A 14996-nucleotide genomic window follows, 5' to 3' on the forward strand; every position below is an offset into this window, starting at 1 on the left:
ATACGACGGCCGTTTGAGCCACGGACCGGTGAGTCGCACACCGCTGCTCAGGCCAGCTCCATCCCGTCGAGCGCGTCGGCCAGGGCGTCGCTCTCGGCGACCTGATCGCGGACGCCGAGCGGCGAGACGCTCACGTCGCCGTCGGCGAGCGCGCGGCGGTCGGTCTCGCCCTCGTCGGGCGGAAAGTCGACGTCGAGGTCCTCCCGGAGCGGGTCGTAACTGCGGTCCTCGAACGAGACGGCGTCGCCGTCTCTGGAGACCGTCACGTCGAACGCCTCGTTCGGGCGGGTGATCCGGACCGCCGGCGCGTCCGCGCGCCGGGTCGGCACGTGGACGTTCAGGTAGTCGACGGCCTCGAACGCGCCCGAGTCGGGGAGGCGCTCGCAGAGGGCCGCGGTGAACTCAGCGGAGCGGGCGAACGACTCCGGAGTGGGGTCGTCGAGTTCGCCGCCGACGGGGTCGTACGTCGAGACGGCTATCGCCGGCGTTCCGAGGTGTGCCGCCTCCACCGCCGCGCCGACGGTCCCCGACCGGCCCAGTCGGTGGAGCGCGATGTTCGGTCCCGGGTTCGCGCCGGAGACCACGAGGTCGGGTCGATCGTCCAGCCCGCGGAGGCCGAACGCGACGCAGTCGGCGGGCATCCCCTCCACGACGTACCCCCACTCGTGGTCGCGCAGACCCGCGTAGTAGGAGTTGCGCCGGCCGACGCCGCTCTGGTCCTCGGCCGGCGCGACGACCGTCACGTCGACCGACTCCGAGAGGCGCTCGTACAGGACTTCAAGCCCGAGGTCGTCGATCCCGTCGTCGTTCGTCAGGAGGACGTGCGGTGTCTCGTCCATCGTCGGCGGTTCGGTCGGAGACGATACCGGTCTATCGGTCGACACGAAACTCACCGCGGCCGGCAAGTATCGCCGGAAAATTCATCCGCCGCCCGGTCGGTTTGTGAGATATGTACAAGCACGTCGCTCTGCTGGTCCGGCGGGAGGGACTGAGCCACGACGAGTACCGCGAGCGCTGGCTCGGCGGGCACACGCCCATCGCACGCGACATCGAGGGGGTCGTCCGCTACCACACTGTCGTCCCCACCGACCCGGAGGCCGCCGAGTTCGACGGGATCGCCGAACTGTACTTCGAGTCGCTGGAGGAGTTACACGACGCGCTGGGGTCTCCCGGGTCGCGGGACTACGACCCGACCAAGGAGGTCGCCGCGAAGGCGCGCGCGGACGTGGACAACTTCCTCGCCGTCGCGGAGCGCCCGCGGTTCATCGGCGAAGAGGTCGTCCAAACGGACGAGACCGGGAACGCAACGGGCTACGGCGACACGGACGGCCTCTACAAGCACTCGGCGTTTCTCGTCCGGAAATCCGGGATGAGCCACGAGGAGTTCCGCGACTACTGGGAGGCCCAGCACACCCCACTGGCCCGCGACATCGAGGGAGTCGTCCGCTACCACACCGTCTATCCCACAGACCCCGAGGCGTCGGAGTTCGACGGAGTCGCGGAGCTGTACTTCGAGTCGCTCGACGACCTCCACGACGCGCTCGGGTCGCCCGGGTCGCGCGACTACGACCCCACCAGGGAGGTGGCCGCGAAAGCACGGGCGGACGTGGACAACTTCCTCGCCGTCGCGGAGCGCCCGCGGTTCATCGGCCGCGAGACCGTCCAGAAAGACGTGACGGACAGCGGAGGCGGCTAATGCCAGCCCACCCCGACTACGAGGAGCAGGTCCGCGACGCCTTTCCCGAACTCGACGCGGTCACCGACGACCGACTCCGGGAGCGGGTCGTCGAGGCGTGGGTGCTCGGGCTCCGCCGCGGCGGCTGGCGCGACGTCGAGGACGTGCCCTACGCGTGGAACATCGACGAGGTGAGCAACGTCGAGCACACGCGCGGCGTGACGGAGATCGCCGTCGAGTCGGCCGCCGTCCAGCGGACGCGCCACGGCGCCGAGGTCGACACCGACGCCGTGATCGCGGCCTGTCTGCTCCACGACGTCGGGAAGTGCTACGAGTACGTCGACCACGTCGACGACGACCTCGTCGACCCCGACCCGACCTACGCCGGCGAGGTGATCCCCCACTCCCTGTCGGGCTACGCGCTGGCCCACGAGGCCGGCTGTCCGCTCGCCGTCCAGCGGGCGATCCCCCACTTCATCGGGGAGATCCCCGACCGGACGCTCGAAGCCGAACTCGTCAAGAGCGCCAACGCCGCCTCCTCGAACGCGATCACGCAGGCGACGATGGGCATCTCTCTCGACGAGTGGGTCGAAGAGTACTCCCAGACGAGCGGGTGACCCCGGTCCCCGCCGCCGCGGCCATCGAAGACGGGCCTACCCCTCGGTTGGCCGACCATATCGGAAATAGCGCGTCGATAACAATCGGTCGGGCCGCCCTCGCCGAGGTATGGACGGTAAACTTTCAGCAGTTGCACTGACCGGGATCGTCCTCCTGAGCGTCGTCGGCATCGGCGGCGCCGCGGCCCTCGCCGACGGGACGCAGGCCGCCGGAAACGACAGCGCCGAGGTCTCCGTCTCGGCGTCTGGTTCGGTGTCCGCCGAGCCCGACCGGGCCGTCGTCTCCGTGGCGGCGACGGCCGAGGGCGAGACCGCGAGCGCGGCGACCGACCGGCTGGCGAACTCGTCGTCGACACTACGTGACGCGCTCGGGGACGAGAACCTCTCCGTCGAGTCGGTCCGGACTACCGGCTACACGGTGTATCAGCAGGAGACCAACGGGACGACCACCTACGTCGCGCGCCAGTCGTTCGCCGCGACGACGAGTAACACCAGCGAGGCCGGCGCCTTGATCGACGCCGCAGTCGCGAACGGGGCGACCGAGATCAACGGCGTCACCTTCACCCTCTCCGACGATCGCCGACAGGACCTCCGTGCCGACGCCATCGACGCCGCCGTCGACGACGCCCGCGGCCAGGGCGAGGCGGTCGCCGAGAGCACCGGTCTCACCCTCGGCAGCGTTCGTTCCGTCTCGACCGGGGAGGGCGGCGGCTTCCTCGGCGAGCGCGTCGGCGCCGACGCGGAGACGACTATCGACGCCAGCCCCGTGACCGTCTCGGCGACCGTCGACATCACCTACAACGCGACTGCGGACTGAATCTCAGCCGCGTATTCGATAGATCACGACGAATACACTCCTCAGAGCGGATCCAACCCGTGTTCCTCGCGGAGTACGGAGACGTACTCGCGGACGCCCGCCTCGAGGTCGTACTCGGGGTCGTAGCCCAGGTCTTCCCGCGCACGAGCGGTATCCAGCGTCTGCGTCCACGGGAGTTCGCCCTCGTCCGAGACGGAGACGTCGGCGTCCGGGACGACAGACTCGACGGTCTCGGCGGCCTCGCGGATCGTCGCGCACTCGCCGCGGACGTTGTAGATCCGCTGTGATAGGTCCGATTCGGACGCGAACGCTGCCTTCCGGACTGCCTGGGCGACGTCGCGGACGTACTGCCAGTCGATCACCTGGTCGCCGTACTCGACGGCGAACGACTCCCCCAGCGCGGGCTTCTCGATGAGGTCGACCAGGAACGCCGAGCCGCCGGTCTCGCGGTACGGACCGTACGCGACCGTGGGCCGCAGGCCGACGTGGGAGACGCCGTACTCCTCGTGATAGACGCGAGCCTGGTGCTCGTTGTACTCCTTGGTCGCGCCGTAGAGGGTGTCCGGGTAGACGAGGTCGTCCTCGGTGACCCAGCCGTCGCGGTCGTTGTCGGCGTAGTTCTTGGGCGGAGCGTAGACGGCCGCCGAAGAGGCCCACGCGACACGCTCGACCTGGTCAGAGAGGGTCCGCGCCGCCTCGAAGACGTTGTTCGTCCCGCCGCAGTTGACCTCCAGCGCGGCCCGGGGATTCTCTCGCGCACCGTCGGTCAGCAGCGCCGCCAGGTGGACCACATGCGTGGCGCCCGTCTCTCCCACGGCGCGGACGACCGCCGTCGGGTCGGTCACGTCGCCGCGGACGACCTGCACGTCGTCGTCGACGCCGAGTTTCGACAGCCGCGTCTCGTCGGTCGAGAGGTCGAACGCGACCGGGTCGTGGCCGTATTCGACCAGATCGGCCGCGACGTACGCGCCGATGAACCCGGTCCCGCCGGTCACGAGTACCGTTGCCATACGTCCCGTTCGCTCACTGGCTGGAAAAAGTTGCCGCTAAATTCCGCGCTGACATTTATCCGTGAGGGCGCGACCACCGCCGTCCATGTCCTGACGAGCCGGCGCGGAGCGGTCAGCGGGCGCGTGGCACGCCGCTTCGCGGGTCGGAGTTCGCCACCTGTTCGCCCCCGGAAGCCGACCGAGCGCCGCGATCACTCGTGGAGGCCGCCGACGTCCTCGTAGAACGACGAGGCCAGCTGGTCGGCCATCGCTTCGTCCCGGTCGATGCGCACGTCGACGACGCTGGGGCGGTCCGCCGCGCGTCCGGCTTCGAGCACCGATTCCAGGTTCGCGGGGTCGGTGACTCGCTCGCCGCGACCCCCCATCGCCTCGGCGAGCGCGACGAAGTCGGTGTCGTGGAACTCCGTCCCCGGCAGGTCGTCGTCCATCTGGCGGACCATCCCGAGCGACGTGTCGTTGAGGACGACGAACAGCGGCGCGACGCCCTGCTGGACGGCCGTCTCGACGGCTGTCATCGTCATCGCGAAGCCGCCGTCGCCGGCGACCGCGATCGCCTGCCGGTCCGTGACCAGCGCCGCCGCGACCGCCGCCGGCGCGGCCCACCCCATCCCGCCGACGCCGCCGCTCCCGAAGTACGTCCGGCGCGCTGGCGTCTGCAGGTAGTTCAGCAACCAGAAGCGGTTGTTGCCCGAGTCGGCCGTCACGACCGTCTCCGCGTCGACGATCGACTCGACGGCCGCGACCGCTCGCTGGGGCTTGATCGGGGCCGCGTCCGACTCGCAGGCGGGCACGGTGAAGTCCTCACGGGCGTCTTGAGCCCGCTCGAGCGCCCAGTCCACGGCGGTCGACGAACCGTCCCGGCCAGCCAACGTTTCGGCCAGCGCGTCCAGCGTCGCCCGCGCGTCACCGATCAACCCGATGTCGGCGGGGTAGACCCACCCCGCGTTGCGCGGGTCGACGTCGGCGTGAAGGATCGTCTGTTCGTGGGGCCGGATAAAGGACGCCGCGCTCCAGTTGGTGTCCATCGGGTTCAGTCGACAGCCGACGACGAGCAGTACGTCGGCCTCGCTGACGACCTGGTTGGCGCCTTCGTGGCCGAACGATCCCACGACGCCCGCGGCGCGCTCGTGCGTCTCGGCGATGGCCGACTTTCCGAGGTAGGAGGTGACGACGACGGCGTCAGCGGCCGCGGCGACCGCTTCGAGTTCGTCGTAGGCGTTTGCGGCGTGGACGCCGTTGCCCGCGAGCACCACGGGGCGGTCCGCGTCGGCGAGCGCGTCGGCCGCCCGCGAGAGGTCACCGTCGACCGGTCGTGCGTCCCAGGTCCGGGTCTGGGCCGCGTCGTCCCACAGCGGCGGCGTCGGGCCGTCTGGCACTTCCTCGGTCACGGCGTCGCCGTCGAGGACGACCGCGCAGGGCCCGGGCCGCCCGGCCGTGGCGTGTTTGAACGCCAACTGGAGGCTTCGGATCGTCTCCACGGGCGTCCGAGGTTCCCAGTGCTCCGCGGTCACGCCGTCGAGGATCGACGGCAGGTCGAGGCCGCCGTAGTCGCCGCGGGCCTGCTGGTACGGCGCGAGCGTGGAATAGTCGCCGCGCTCGCTCATCTCCGTCAGGACGACCATCGGCGAGGAGCCGAGTCGCGCTTCCATCTGGCCGATGGTCCCGAGGCTCCCGATCCACGGTCCCTGGCCGGCGAGCACGCCGGCGTCGCGGGTGATCCGCCCCGCCGCTTCGGCCATGACGCTGGCCTCGCGCTCGTCGCGCGGCCGGACCACCTCCACGTCGGACTCCGCCAGGGCATCGAACACCTCGATCACGCGCCCGCCGGGGTAGCCGAAGACGTACTCGACGTCGAGCGCTTCCAGCGTCGCGACGATCCGCTCGGCCGTGTCCATGCACCGTGGTACCACGGCTACCGCCTTGGTAGTTCCGCGGCGGGGGTCAGCCGGTGTTCAGACGGGCCGACGACGCCGCTCCCGTCGAAACGAGCGATCCCGGCGTCCTGCTCGACGTCGACACGTCCGCGGACCTCGACCGCTGCGACGAGCAGCGATCCGTTCCTCAGAGCACGTCGGTATCGACCAGCGAGACGGGCTCGCCCACGTCGTGTTCGTCGGCGTACTCGTAGACGACGTGGCTGGCGGCCACGTCCTGGGTCGCTAGTCCGGTCGAGTCGAAGACGGTGACGCCGGTCTCGGGCGTCCGGCCGGGTTTCTCGCCGACGACGATTTCGCCGAGTTCCGCGTGGAGGTCGTCGTCGCCGAGGACGCCCGCGCTCCAGGGGACGTTGATCTCACCGGAGTGGGTGCACTGCTCGTAGTCGTCGATGACGAGCGTGGCGTCGAGCAGAATCTCGTCGGCGATCTCGTGTTTGCCGGCGGCGTCGGCGCCGATCGCGTTGACGTGCGTGCGCTCGCCGACGCTGTGGACGATCGGCTCTTCGACGGGCGTCACCGTCGAGAGGACGTCGCACCGGCCGGCCTCCTCGATCGACCCGCCGCGGACGTCGAACCGGTCGTCGAAGGCCTCCACGAACTCGGCGACCCGCTCGTCGTCGCGGTCGGCGACGACGACTTCCTCGATGGGCCGCACGGTCGCGACGGCTTCGAGTTGCGTGTACGACTGGACGCCGGCGCCGACGATGCCCATCGTCCGGGCGTCCTCGACGGCGAGGTAGTCGGTCGCGACGGCGGCTGCAGCGCCGGTCCGCTCGCGGGTGATCGTCGTCCCGTCGAGCAACGCGAGGGGGAACGCCGTCTCGGGATCGGAGTAGACGACGGTGCCCATCACCGTCGGGAGGGCGTGGTCCGCGGGGTTGTCGGGGTGGACGTTGACCCACTTGACCGCCGCGGCGTCCCAGTCGCCGGCATCCATGTAGGCGGGCATCGACCGGAAGTCGCCGTTGTACTCGGGCAAGTCGATGTAGGATTTGGCAGGCATCTGGACGTCGCCGCGGGCGCCGGCCGCGAACGCCTCCTCGACGGCGTCCACGACCGCCGGCATCTCCGCGGCTTCCTCGACGGCGTCTGGGTCCAGCAGAAGCGTCTGCATACCGATCCTTCCGTCGCCCGGCACTTAGAAGTTCGACCGCGACCGGGTCCGCGCCAGGGCGGGGGAACCTCGTCCGACGGGACGGCCCCGGGGGAACAGTTTAGGCGACTCTTGCCGTATCTTCGCACGGGTGACACACCCATGTACACAGTCCTGTTGCCGGTCGACACGGCGGAATCGCGGGCGACGGCACAGGTAGAGACGGCGATCGAGTTACCGAACGCCGGCGCGGAGGTCGAGGTGGTGCTCCTGCACGTGTTCAGCGAGGCCGATCGCGCGGAGAAAACGTCGCCGATCCAGCTCAGAGCGGGAGAGCGGGCGCACGAGCGACTGCGGGACGCCGGCGTCGCGGTCGAACCGATGAGCCGGCACGGCGACCCCGCGACGGAGATCCTCGAGGCGGCCGAGGAGGTCGGTGCGAACATGATCCTGCTGGGCGGACGCAAGCGGTCGCCGCTCGGGTCAGTCCTGTTCGGAAGCGTCAGCCAGGAGGTCACGCTCGACGCGGACCGACCGGTCGTCGTCACGGGGGACCGACGACAGCAGCGGACCCCGAGTCACCGCTGTCGGAGCTGCGGCGAGGAGTACTACACCGACCACGATCTGGACATCCCGTCGTGTCGCAACTGCGGCGGGACGAAGGTGGAACCAGTGAGCGGTCAGGAGTCCGACGAACCGACGAAGGCGGCCTGACGCGCCAGCGGGTCCGGGCCCGTCTGGTCTGGCTGGCCCGGGATTCCCGGCACGGGCCCGACCGGGGTCCGCCCAGTCGCCTGCCCGAATCTTCAGCCCACCAGAATCTACACGGTCGTTCCGCCCGGAGTGTCACGTATGACAGCCACGGACGCGACCCTGCTCGAGTCGCCCTCCGCCGAGTCGGTGCGCCGGACCGTCAACGGCGTCGACCTGCACGTCGTCACGGCCGGCGACCCCGCCGACCCGCTCGTCGTGTTGCTCCACGGCTTCCCGGACTTCTGGTACGGCTGGCGCCACCAGATCCCGGCGCTCGTCGACGCGGGGTTCCGGGTCGTCGTCCCCGACCAGCGCGGGTACAACCTCAGCGAGAAGCCGCGGCGTCTCGACGCCTACCGCATGCGGGAGCTCTCGCGGGACGTCGTCGAACTCGTCGCCGCCGAGGACCGCGACCGCGCGCACGTGATCGGTCACGACTGGGGCGCGGCGGTCGCCTGGGACCTGGCGCTTCGCCACCCGGAGTCCGTCGACAGACTCGGGATCATCAACGTCCCGCATCCGGCCGTCATGCGGCGGGCGCTCCGGTCGAATCCCCGGCAGCTGCTCCGGAGCTGGTACATGTTCGCGTTCCAGATCCCGCGCGTGCCGGAACTGTTCCTCGGACGCGACGACGCCCGGGGGATGCTCGACGTCCTCGAAGAGAGCGCCAACCCCGGCGCGTTCACCGACGAGGACCTGGCGCACTACCGCGACGCCTGGCGCCGACAGGGGTCTATCCGCGGCGCGGTGAACTGGTACCGGGCGCTCGTCCGCCGCCCGGACGAGCCGCCGCGCGAGACTGTCGACGCGCCGACGCTCGTCGTCTGGGGCGACGAGGACGTGGCGCTGCTCCCGAAGCTCGCCGCCGAGAGCGTCGGCTACTGCACGGACGGTCGGCTCGAACGGATCCCGTGGGCCTCTCACTGGGTCCACGACGAGGAACCCGACCGGGTCAACGACGCGCTGATCGCGCACCTTAAAGCCGAACCCGAGTCGGGGTCAGACGACTGATCAGTTCAGCGCCCAGAACTGGTAGTTCAGGACGGCGGCGAACGTGACCCACGCGAGGTAGGGGACGAGCAACAGCGCCGCGCGGCGGTCGACGCGGTCGAACGCCCAGATGGTCGCGAGCACTGCTGGCCACAGCGCGACGATGACGACCAGTCCCGCCAGCAGGTTCTCCGCGGCGAAAAACGCCGGCGTCCACGCGACGTTGAGGACCATCTGCCCCGCGAACAGCGCGAGCGCGAGCCGGCGACCGCTCCAGCCGGCCCCGTCCCCGTCGCCGGTCCCGTCCGACAGCCAGACCAGCGCGAGGGCGACCCCCATGAGCGTGAACAGGAGCGTCCAGACGACGCCGAACAGCCACGGCGGCGGATAGATCGCCGGTTTCGCGAGCGCCTGGAACCACGCCGATCCGGGCCCCGACAGGACCGCCGGCGCGGCGCCGACGACGTTCACGAGAACGATCCCGGCCACGACCGCCAGCGCGCTCCGGCGGCCGTTCCCGCCGGATCCCAGGGTTTGCGTTCGGGTCATGCACACCAGTTGGGCCCGCGCACGCAAATCACCCCGCCTTGGCCTCCCACCGGGAGTGTCCTCCATCGTTCGTCTCCCCGCTCGCCACCACTCCGGTGCTCGCCGCGTTCACTGCACTCACCGGTTCCCGTCGCCGTCTCTCGCCCCGAGACTGCGGAGTATCGTATATAAATGCGAGTTTGATACTAATTCGCACACATCGCTCGGGCGTCCAGCGAACGGAACGCCGTTTACCACCGACACCTTTATATAGAATCACAATCAATCTTTCTCTTGACTATGGCTCAGCAGATGGGTAACCAACCCCTCATCATCATGTCCGAGGACTCGCAGCGAACCTCGGGGAAGGACGCACAGTCCATGAACATCACGGCCGGGAAGGCCGTGGCCGAGTCCGTACGGACGACACTCGGCCCGAAGGGGATGGACAAGATGCTCGTCGACGACTCCGGCGGGGTCGTCGTCACCAACGACGGCGTCACCATCCTCGAAGAGATGGACATCGAGCACCCGGCCGCCAACATGATCGTCGAGGTCGCCCAGACCCAGGAGGACGAGGTCGGCGACGGCACGACGACTGCGGTCGTCATCTCCGGTGAACTGCTGGGCAAGGCCGAGGACCTCCTCGACCAGGATATCCACGCCACCATCCTCGCGCAGGGGTACCGCCAGGCCGCGGAGAAGGCCAAGGAGTCCCTCGAAGAGATCGCCATCGACGTCGACGCCGGCGACACCGAGATCCTCGAATCCATCGCCGCCACGGCGATGACCGGCAAGGGCGCCGAGAACGCGAAGGACACCCTCTCGACGCTCGTCGTCAACGCCGTGCAGGCGGTCGCCGACGAGGACGGCGTCGACACCGACAACATCCAGCTCGAGACCGTCGTCGGCGGCTCCATCGACGAGTCCGAGCTCGTCGAGGGCGTCATCATCGACAAGGAGCGCGTCCACGAGAACATGCCCTACGCCGTCGAGGACGCCGACGTGGCGCTGCTCGACACGGCCATCGAGGTGCCCGAGACCGAGCTCGACACCGAGGTCAACGTCACCGACCCCGACCAGCTCCAGCAGTTCCTCGACCAGGAAGAGGAGCAGCTCAAGGAGTACGTCGACGAGCTCGACGAGGCCGGCGCCGACGTCGTCATCGCCCAGAAGGGCATCGACGACATGGCCCAGCACTACCTCGCCCAGCGCGGCATCCTCGCGGTCCGCCGCGCGAAGAAGTCCACGATGAAGGCGCTCTCGCGAGCCACCGGCGGCCGCATCGTCTCCAACATCGACGACATCGAGGCCGACGACCTCGGCCACGCGGGTAGCGTCGCCCAGAAGGACGTCGCCGGCGACGAGCGCATCTTCGTCGAGGACGTCGAGGACGCGAAAGCGGTCACCATGATCCTCCGCGGCGGCACCGAGCACGTCGCCGACGAGGTCGAGCGCGCCATCGAGGACTCGCTCGGCGTCGTCTCCGTGACCCTCGAAGACGGGCAGGTCCTCCCGGGCGGCGGCGCCCCCGAGGCCCACCTCGCCCTCGAACTGCGCGACTTCGCCGACTCCGTCGGCGGCCGCGAGCAGCTGGCCGTCGAGGCCTTCGCGGACGCCATCGACGTCGTCCCGCGCACGCTCGCCGAGAACGCCGGGCTCGACCCGATCGACTCGCTGGTCGACCTGCGCTCTCAGCACGACTCCGGTAACCACCAGGTCGGCCTCGACGCCTACACCGGCGACACCGTCGACATGGTCGAGGAGGGCGTCGTCGAGCCCCTCCGCGTGAAGACCCAGGCAGTCGAGTCCGCGACGGAAGCGGCCGTCATGATCCTCCGCATCGACGACGTCATCGCTGCCGGCGACCTGAAGGGCGGCGCCACCGGCGACGACGACGACGGCGGCGCGCCCGGCGGCCCCGGCGGCGCGCCCGGCGGCATGGGCGGCGGCATGGGCGGCATGGGCGGCGGCATGGGCGGCATGATGTAAAAGTCGGCCACTGCCCAACTGCTACCCCGACCCCGAATCGCCGTCGACCACTGCGGACTCTCTACATTCGCGGTTTCTCCCGTTTTCGCCCGGTGAGTGACGAAGCCGGTTACCGTGCGGGAAGCTTATGTCATACTGACACCACCGCCCGGTATGCGCGAGCGCTCGCTCTCCGCTGTCCGCTTCGCCTCCCTCGCCCTCGTGGTCACCGCCGCGGTGCTGGCGGGCTGTGCAAGTCCGCTCTCGGGCCCGGGATTTTCGGACGAGAACGCGACCGAACGGGCACTCGCCGCCGAGGAGGCGTTCGTCTCGGAGCGCCTGTCGAACGCCACCTGCGTCGACGAGTGGGGAACCGACCCGACCGTCGTCGACCGCGAGGCGGTCGTCACCGACCGTAGCGCCGAGGCCCTCTCGGTGAACGTGACGCAGCCCTACTGGTACGGGACGGCAGAAGACGAGGCGGACGACGCGTCACGGGCGCGATACCGCGTGACCGCGAACGCGACCGAGCGCGTCGGGGGCGATGCGGTGTCGCCCTGTTGATACCGACTACTCCGTGTCGAGTTCGAACTGCTCGTGCTCGGAGGCGGCGTTGAGCACGACGCTGGTGTTGGACTCCTTGATCTCGGGGTCGACGAGCAGCTCCTTGATGTGCTCGTTCATGCCGTCGGTGTCGGTGAACTTGCCGATGGCGATGATGTCGTAGTCGCCGGTCACCTCGTAGACCGAGACCATCTTGTCGTGTTCCCGCAGCGACTCGGTGACCTCCGGGAGGGAGCTCCCCTCCACTTTGAGCTGGAGGATCGCGGTCACGTCGTAGCCGAGCTTGTCGTAGTCGACCTTCGGCGTGTACCCCTGGATGATACCGTCTTCTTCCAGATCCGAGAGGTGATTCGAGACGGTCGTCACCGACACGTCGAGGTCTTCGCCGAGGCTTCGGAGGCTCGCCCGTCCGTCGCCCAGCAGCGCGTTTACCAACTTGCGGTCGAGATTTTCGTACGTCATTACACCCAGCAACTATCCCCGGGCATTAGAATTTTACGAATATTCAATTCCGTTCGATGAAGGGGAAGAATTGCGCAGATGGACAGGATTTTAATACTATGGGTCTACCCTTCGGGTGTCGATAAACATGACAAGCGAAAACGCGCAACCGGACGGGGGTCTCTCCGCCGAGGCACAGGACGTGCTCGACGAGATCGAAGAAGAGAACGTCGACTTCCTGCGCCTGCAGTTCACGGACATTCTGGGGACAGTCAAGAACGTCTCGGTACCGGCCGACCAGGCCGAGAAGGCGTTCACAGAGGGTATCTACTTCGACGGGTCGTCGATCAACGGCTTCGTCCGCATCCAGGAGTCGGACATGCGCCTGGACCCGGACCCATCGACGTTCGCCATCCTGCCGTGGCGCAACGACGACGACAGCGCGGCCGGTCGCCTCATCTGTGACGTGATCGACACCTCCAGCGGCCAGCCCTTCTCGGGCGACCCGCGCGGGGTGCTCAAGCGCGCCATCTCGCGCGCCGAGGAGATGGGTTACACCGTCAACGCCGCGCCCGAGCCCGAGTTCTTCCTCTTCGAGGAGGACGAGGAAGGTCGCGCGACGACGAAGACCAACGACGCCGGCGGGTACTTCGACCTCGCGCCGAAGGACCTCGCCCAGGACGTGCGCCGCGACATCATCTTCGGGCTGGAGGACATGGGCTTCGATATCGAGGCCTCCCACCACGAGGTCGCCCAGGGCCAGCACGAGATCAACTTCACCTACGACGACGCGCTGTCGACGGCCGACAACGTCGCCACCTTCCGCTCGGTCGTCCGCGCCATCGCCGCCGAACACGACCTGCACGCGACCTTCATGCCCAAGCCCATCCCGCGCATCAACGGGTCTGGCATGCACACGCACTTCTCGCTGTTCGCCGACGGCGAGAACGCCTTCCACGACGAGGACGACGAGTTCAACCTGAGCGAGACGGCCAAGCAGTTCACCGCCGGCATCCTCGACCACGCCGAGGCCATCGCCGCTGTCTCCAACCCGACGGTCAACTCCTACAAGCGACTCGTCCCGGGCTACGAGGCGCCCGTCTACGTCGCCTGGTCCGACCGGAACCGCTCGGCGCTCATCCGCAAGCCCGCCGCGCGCGTCCCGGCCGCCTCGCGCATCGAGGCGCGCTTCCCGGACCCGTCGTGTAACCCCTATCTCGCCTTCGCCGCGCTCATCCACGCCGGCCTCGACGGCATCGAGCGCGGCCTCGACTGCGACGACCCGGTCCGCGAGAACATCTACGAGTTCGACGAGGCGAAACGCGAGGAGTACGGCATCTCCACGCTGCCGTCGAACCTCGGCGAGGCGCTGGACGCCCTCGAATCCGACGAGGTCATCCAGGACGCCCTCGGCGAACACGTCTACGAGAACTTCGTCGAGGCGAAGACCCAGGAGTACGACGACTACCGCGTCGACGTCTCTGACTGGGAACTCGACCGCTACCTCGAAACGTTCTAAGTCGCCGCCGCACCTCTATTCTGCCGTTTCCACGGGTCTGACGCCCTCGCGGCCGACGACCCGCCTGCTTCTGTTTCCCGAACGGTTTCGGCTAGCGGTGGCTGCCGCCGCTCTGTCTCTCCAGCAGGTCGACAGGTCACCGTCGCCTTTATAAGTCCATACCGGTTCTATCCCCCCAACGACGGTCGGTCGCCTCCACGGGCGACGGAGAACGTGTGAAGATACTCTCGTGTAACGCCGGTTACCTGCTCGATTACGACGGATCGCTCCGTGAATACGCGCTGAAACCCCATCGGGGGTTACTCGGCAGCGACGCCGCCGAGGAACGCGCCACCGAACGCCTCGCGGACGTCATCGCCGAGGAGCGCCCCGACGTGGTCTGCCTCCTCGAGGTCGACCAGGGGTCGATGCGCACCATGACCGAGGGACAGGTCACCCGCCTCGCGGAGATGCTGACCGAGCGCGGCATGGCCTACCACGCCCGCGCCGACGCGAAGTACGGCGACGGCAACGTCCTCGGCCAGCTGCCGGTCCTCTCGCACCTCTCGAACGGCCTGCTCGTCCGCGATGACCTCGACGCGACCATCGAGGCCCACTATCTCGACACCGGCCCGAAACGGCTCGTGACCGAAGTGCGTGTGAACGGTCTCTCCATCTTCGGCGTCCACCTCGCGATGAGCGGGCGCGGCCGACGCAAGCAACTCGACGAGATCGCCGCCATCGTCGCCGAGCGAGATCGCGTCGTCGTCTGCGGCGACTTCAACGCCTACGACGGCCTCGGCGAGGTCGAGGAGGCACTCGAAGAGACGGGCCTGGTCCTCCACAACCCCGGCGAGACCGTCCCCAAACGCCCCTTCGACACCATCGTCTCCGAGACCCGGACGCTGGATTTCTTCCTCGCTTCCCCCGATATCCAGCCCACCCGCTGCGACGTCATCGACGTGCAGATCTCGGACCACCGCCCCGTCGTCTTCGAGTTCGACGAGTGAACGCGGGTCGGTTCGGCGAACTGTCCTTCCGTCGTGGCGCGCGCTGTCGCGGCCTCCGTGCCGCGACGAGGCCGCGCGAGGGATGAGGAGCG

At 68.8% G+C, this 14996-nt stretch carries 15 protein-coding genes; 9 read left to right on the forward strand and 6 right to left on the reverse strand.

Annotated features, from left to right (window positions below):
* Window positions 1–47: 47 nt before the first annotated feature.
* Window positions 48–839 carry a 5'/3'-nucleotidase SurE gene (gene surE, locus ACMGFH_RS17420; RefSeq protein WP_415379734.1) on the reverse strand — a complete coding sequence of 264 codons (792 nt, stop codon included), beginning with the start codon at window positions 837–839 and terminating at the stop codon, window positions 48–50.
* 110 nt (window positions 840–949) lie between these two features.
* Here surE and ACMGFH_RS17425 point away from each other — a divergent pair, with 110 nt between their 5' ends.
* The 3 genes from ACMGFH_RS17425 (at window position 950) to ACMGFH_RS17435 (ending at window position 3109) form a co-directional block, all read left to right on the forward strand.
* Window positions 950–1696 (forward strand): EthD domain-containing protein, encoded by a 747-nt coding sequence (locus tag ACMGFH_RS17425; RefSeq protein WP_415379735.1) that lies wholly within the window; start codon window positions 950–952, stop codon window positions 1694–1696.
* Window positions 1696–2292 (forward strand): HD domain-containing protein, encoded by a 597-nt coding sequence (locus tag ACMGFH_RS17430; protein WP_415379736.1) that lies wholly within the window; start codon window positions 1696–1698, stop codon window positions 2290–2292. Before ACMGFH_RS17425 ends, ACMGFH_RS17430 begins: the two co-directional genes overlap by 1 nt.
* A 109-nt stretch (window positions 2293–2401) precedes the next feature.
* Window positions 2402–3109 carry an SIMPL domain-containing protein gene (locus tag ACMGFH_RS17435; RefSeq protein ID WP_415379737.1) on the forward strand — a complete coding sequence of 236 codons (708 nt, stop codon included), beginning with the start codon at window positions 2402–2404 and terminating at the stop codon, window positions 3107–3109.
* A gap of 41 nt (window positions 3110–3150) precedes the next feature.
* On the opposite strand, the gene ACMGFH_RS17440 is transcribed toward ACMGFH_RS17435, so the two are convergent.
* The 3 genes from ACMGFH_RS17440 to ACMGFH_RS17450 form a co-directional block, all read right to left on the reverse strand.
* Window positions 3151–4119 carry an NAD-dependent epimerase/dehydratase family protein gene (locus ACMGFH_RS17440; protein WP_415379738.1) on the reverse strand — a complete coding sequence of 323 codons (969 nt, stop codon included), beginning with the start codon at window positions 4117–4119 and terminating at the stop codon, window positions 3151–3153.
* Window positions 4120–4310: 191 nt separating this feature from the next.
* The gene (locus ACMGFH_RS17445) at window positions 4311–6014 is read right to left on the reverse strand and encodes a thiamine pyrophosphate-binding protein (protein ID WP_415379740.1); all 1704 of its coding nucleotides are present in this window, start codon (window positions 6012–6014) and stop codon (window positions 4311–4313) included.
* Between the two features lie 166 nt (window positions 6015–6180).
* Complete coding sequence (locus ACMGFH_RS17450) at window positions 6181–7170, reverse strand: ornithine cyclodeaminase family protein (RefSeq protein WP_415379741.1); 990 nt, start codon at window positions 7168–7170, stop codon at window positions 6181–6183.
* A 141-nt stretch (window positions 7171–7311) separates the two neighbouring features.
* Between ACMGFH_RS17450 and ACMGFH_RS17455 the strand changes: the two genes are divergently transcribed.
* Window positions 7312–7863, forward strand: coding sequence for a universal stress protein (locus ACMGFH_RS17455; RefSeq protein WP_415379742.1), 552 nt, complete (start codon window positions 7312–7314; stop codon window positions 7861–7863).
* A 138-nt stretch (window positions 7864–8001) separates the two neighbouring features.
* Window positions 8002–8913: an alpha/beta fold hydrolase gene (locus tag ACMGFH_RS17460; RefSeq protein ID WP_415379744.1), complete on the forward strand. Its 912-nt coding sequence runs from the start codon at window positions 8002–8004 to the stop codon at window positions 8911–8913.
* Here ACMGFH_RS17460 and ACMGFH_RS17465 read toward each other — a convergent pair whose 3' ends face one another.
* Window positions 8914–9441, reverse strand: a complete 528-nt coding sequence (locus ACMGFH_RS17465; RefSeq protein WP_415379745.1) for a TspO/MBR family protein — start codon at window positions 9439–9441, stop codon at window positions 8914–8916. It lies immediately after the preceding gene.
* 291 nt (window positions 9442–9732) lie between these two features.
* Between ACMGFH_RS17465 and thsA the strand changes: the two genes are divergently transcribed.
* Window positions 9733–11412 (forward strand): thermosome subunit alpha, encoded by a 1680-nt coding sequence (gene thsA / locus ACMGFH_RS17470; protein ID WP_415379747.1) that lies wholly within the window; start codon window positions 9733–9735, stop codon window positions 11410–11412.
* Between the two features lie 153 nt (window positions 11413–11565).
* Window positions 11566–11955 carry a hypothetical protein gene (locus ACMGFH_RS17475; RefSeq protein ID WP_415379748.1) on the forward strand — a complete coding sequence of 130 codons (390 nt, stop codon included), beginning with the start codon at window positions 11566–11568 and terminating at the stop codon, window positions 11953–11955.
* Window positions 11956–11961: 6 nt separating this feature from the next.
* On the opposite strand, the gene lrp is transcribed toward ACMGFH_RS17475, so the two are convergent.
* On the reverse strand, window positions 11962–12417 hold the full coding sequence (gene lrp, locus ACMGFH_RS17480) for an HTH-type transcriptional regulator Lrp (protein ID WP_415379750.1): 456 nt from the start codon (window positions 12415–12417) through the stop codon (window positions 11962–11964).
* 127 nt (window positions 12418–12544) lie between these two features.
* Between lrp and glnA the strand changes: the two genes are divergently transcribed.
* Both glnA and ACMGFH_RS17490 read left to right on the forward strand, forming a co-directional pair.
* On the forward strand, window positions 12545–13915 hold the full coding sequence (gene glnA / locus ACMGFH_RS17485) for a type I glutamate--ammonia ligase (protein ID WP_415379751.1): 1371 nt from the start codon (window positions 12545–12547) through the stop codon (window positions 13913–13915).
* Between the two features lie 215 nt (window positions 13916–14130).
* A complete protein-coding gene (locus tag ACMGFH_RS17490) occupies window positions 14131–14904 on the forward strand; it encodes an endonuclease/exonuclease/phosphatase family protein (RefSeq protein ID WP_415379752.1) in 774 nt (257 codons plus the stop codon).
* Window positions 14905–14996: the final 92 nt, after the last annotated feature.

The organism is Halosimplex rarum, from assembly GCF_047715405.1.
GTDB lineage: Archaea > Halobacteriota > Halobacteria > Halobacteriales > Haloarculaceae > Halosimplex > Halosimplex rarum.

Excerpts from the sequence above, each read along its gene's own strand:
- surE (WP_415379734.1), bottom strand. The coding sequence starts at position 839 with ATGGACGAGACACCGCACGTCCTCCTGACGAACGACGACGGGATCGAC.
- ACMGFH_RS17425 (WP_415379735.1), top strand. The coding sequence starts at position 950 with ATGTACAAGCACGTCGCTCTGCTGGTCCGGCGGGAGGGACTGAGCCAC.
- ACMGFH_RS17430 (WP_415379736.1), top strand. The coding sequence starts at position 1,696 with ATGCCAGCCCACCCCGACTACGAGGAGCAGGTCCGCGACGCCTTTCCC.
- ACMGFH_RS17435 (WP_415379737.1), top strand. The coding sequence starts at position 2,402 with ATGGACGGTAAACTTTCAGCAGTTGCACTGACCGGGATCGTCCTCCTG.
- ACMGFH_RS17440 (WP_415379738.1), bottom strand. The coding sequence starts at position 4,119 with ATGGCAACGGTACTCGTGACCGGCGGGACCGGGTTCATCGGCGCGTAC.
- ACMGFH_RS17445 (WP_415379740.1), bottom strand. The coding sequence starts at position 6,014 with ATGGACACGGCCGAGCGGATCGTCGCGACGCTGGAAGCGCTCGACGTC.
- ACMGFH_RS17450 (WP_415379741.1), bottom strand. The coding sequence starts at position 7,170 with ATGCAGACGCTTCTGCTGGACCCAGACGCCGTCGAGGAAGCCGCGGAG.
- ACMGFH_RS17455 (WP_415379742.1), top strand. The coding sequence starts at position 7,312 with ATGTACACAGTCCTGTTGCCGGTCGACACGGCGGAATCGCGGGCGACG.
- ACMGFH_RS17460 (WP_415379744.1), top strand. The coding sequence starts at position 8,002 with ATGACAGCCACGGACGCGACCCTGCTCGAGTCGCCCTCCGCCGAGTCG.
- ACMGFH_RS17465 (WP_415379745.1), bottom strand. The coding sequence starts at position 9,441 with ATGACCCGAACGCAAACCCTGGGATCCGGCGGGAACGGCCGCCGGAGC.
- thsA (WP_415379747.1), top strand. The coding sequence starts at position 9,733 with ATGGGTAACCAACCCCTCATCATCATGTCCGAGGACTCGCAGCGAACC.
- ACMGFH_RS17475 (WP_415379748.1), top strand. The coding sequence starts at position 11,566 with ATGCGCGAGCGCTCGCTCTCCGCTGTCCGCTTCGCCTCCCTCGCCCTC.
- lrp (WP_415379750.1), bottom strand. The coding sequence starts at position 12,417 with ATGACGTACGAAAATCTCGACCGCAAGTTGGTAAACGCGCTGCTGGGC.
- glnA (WP_415379751.1), top strand. The coding sequence starts at position 12,545 with ATGACAAGCGAAAACGCGCAACCGGACGGGGGTCTCTCCGCCGAGGCA.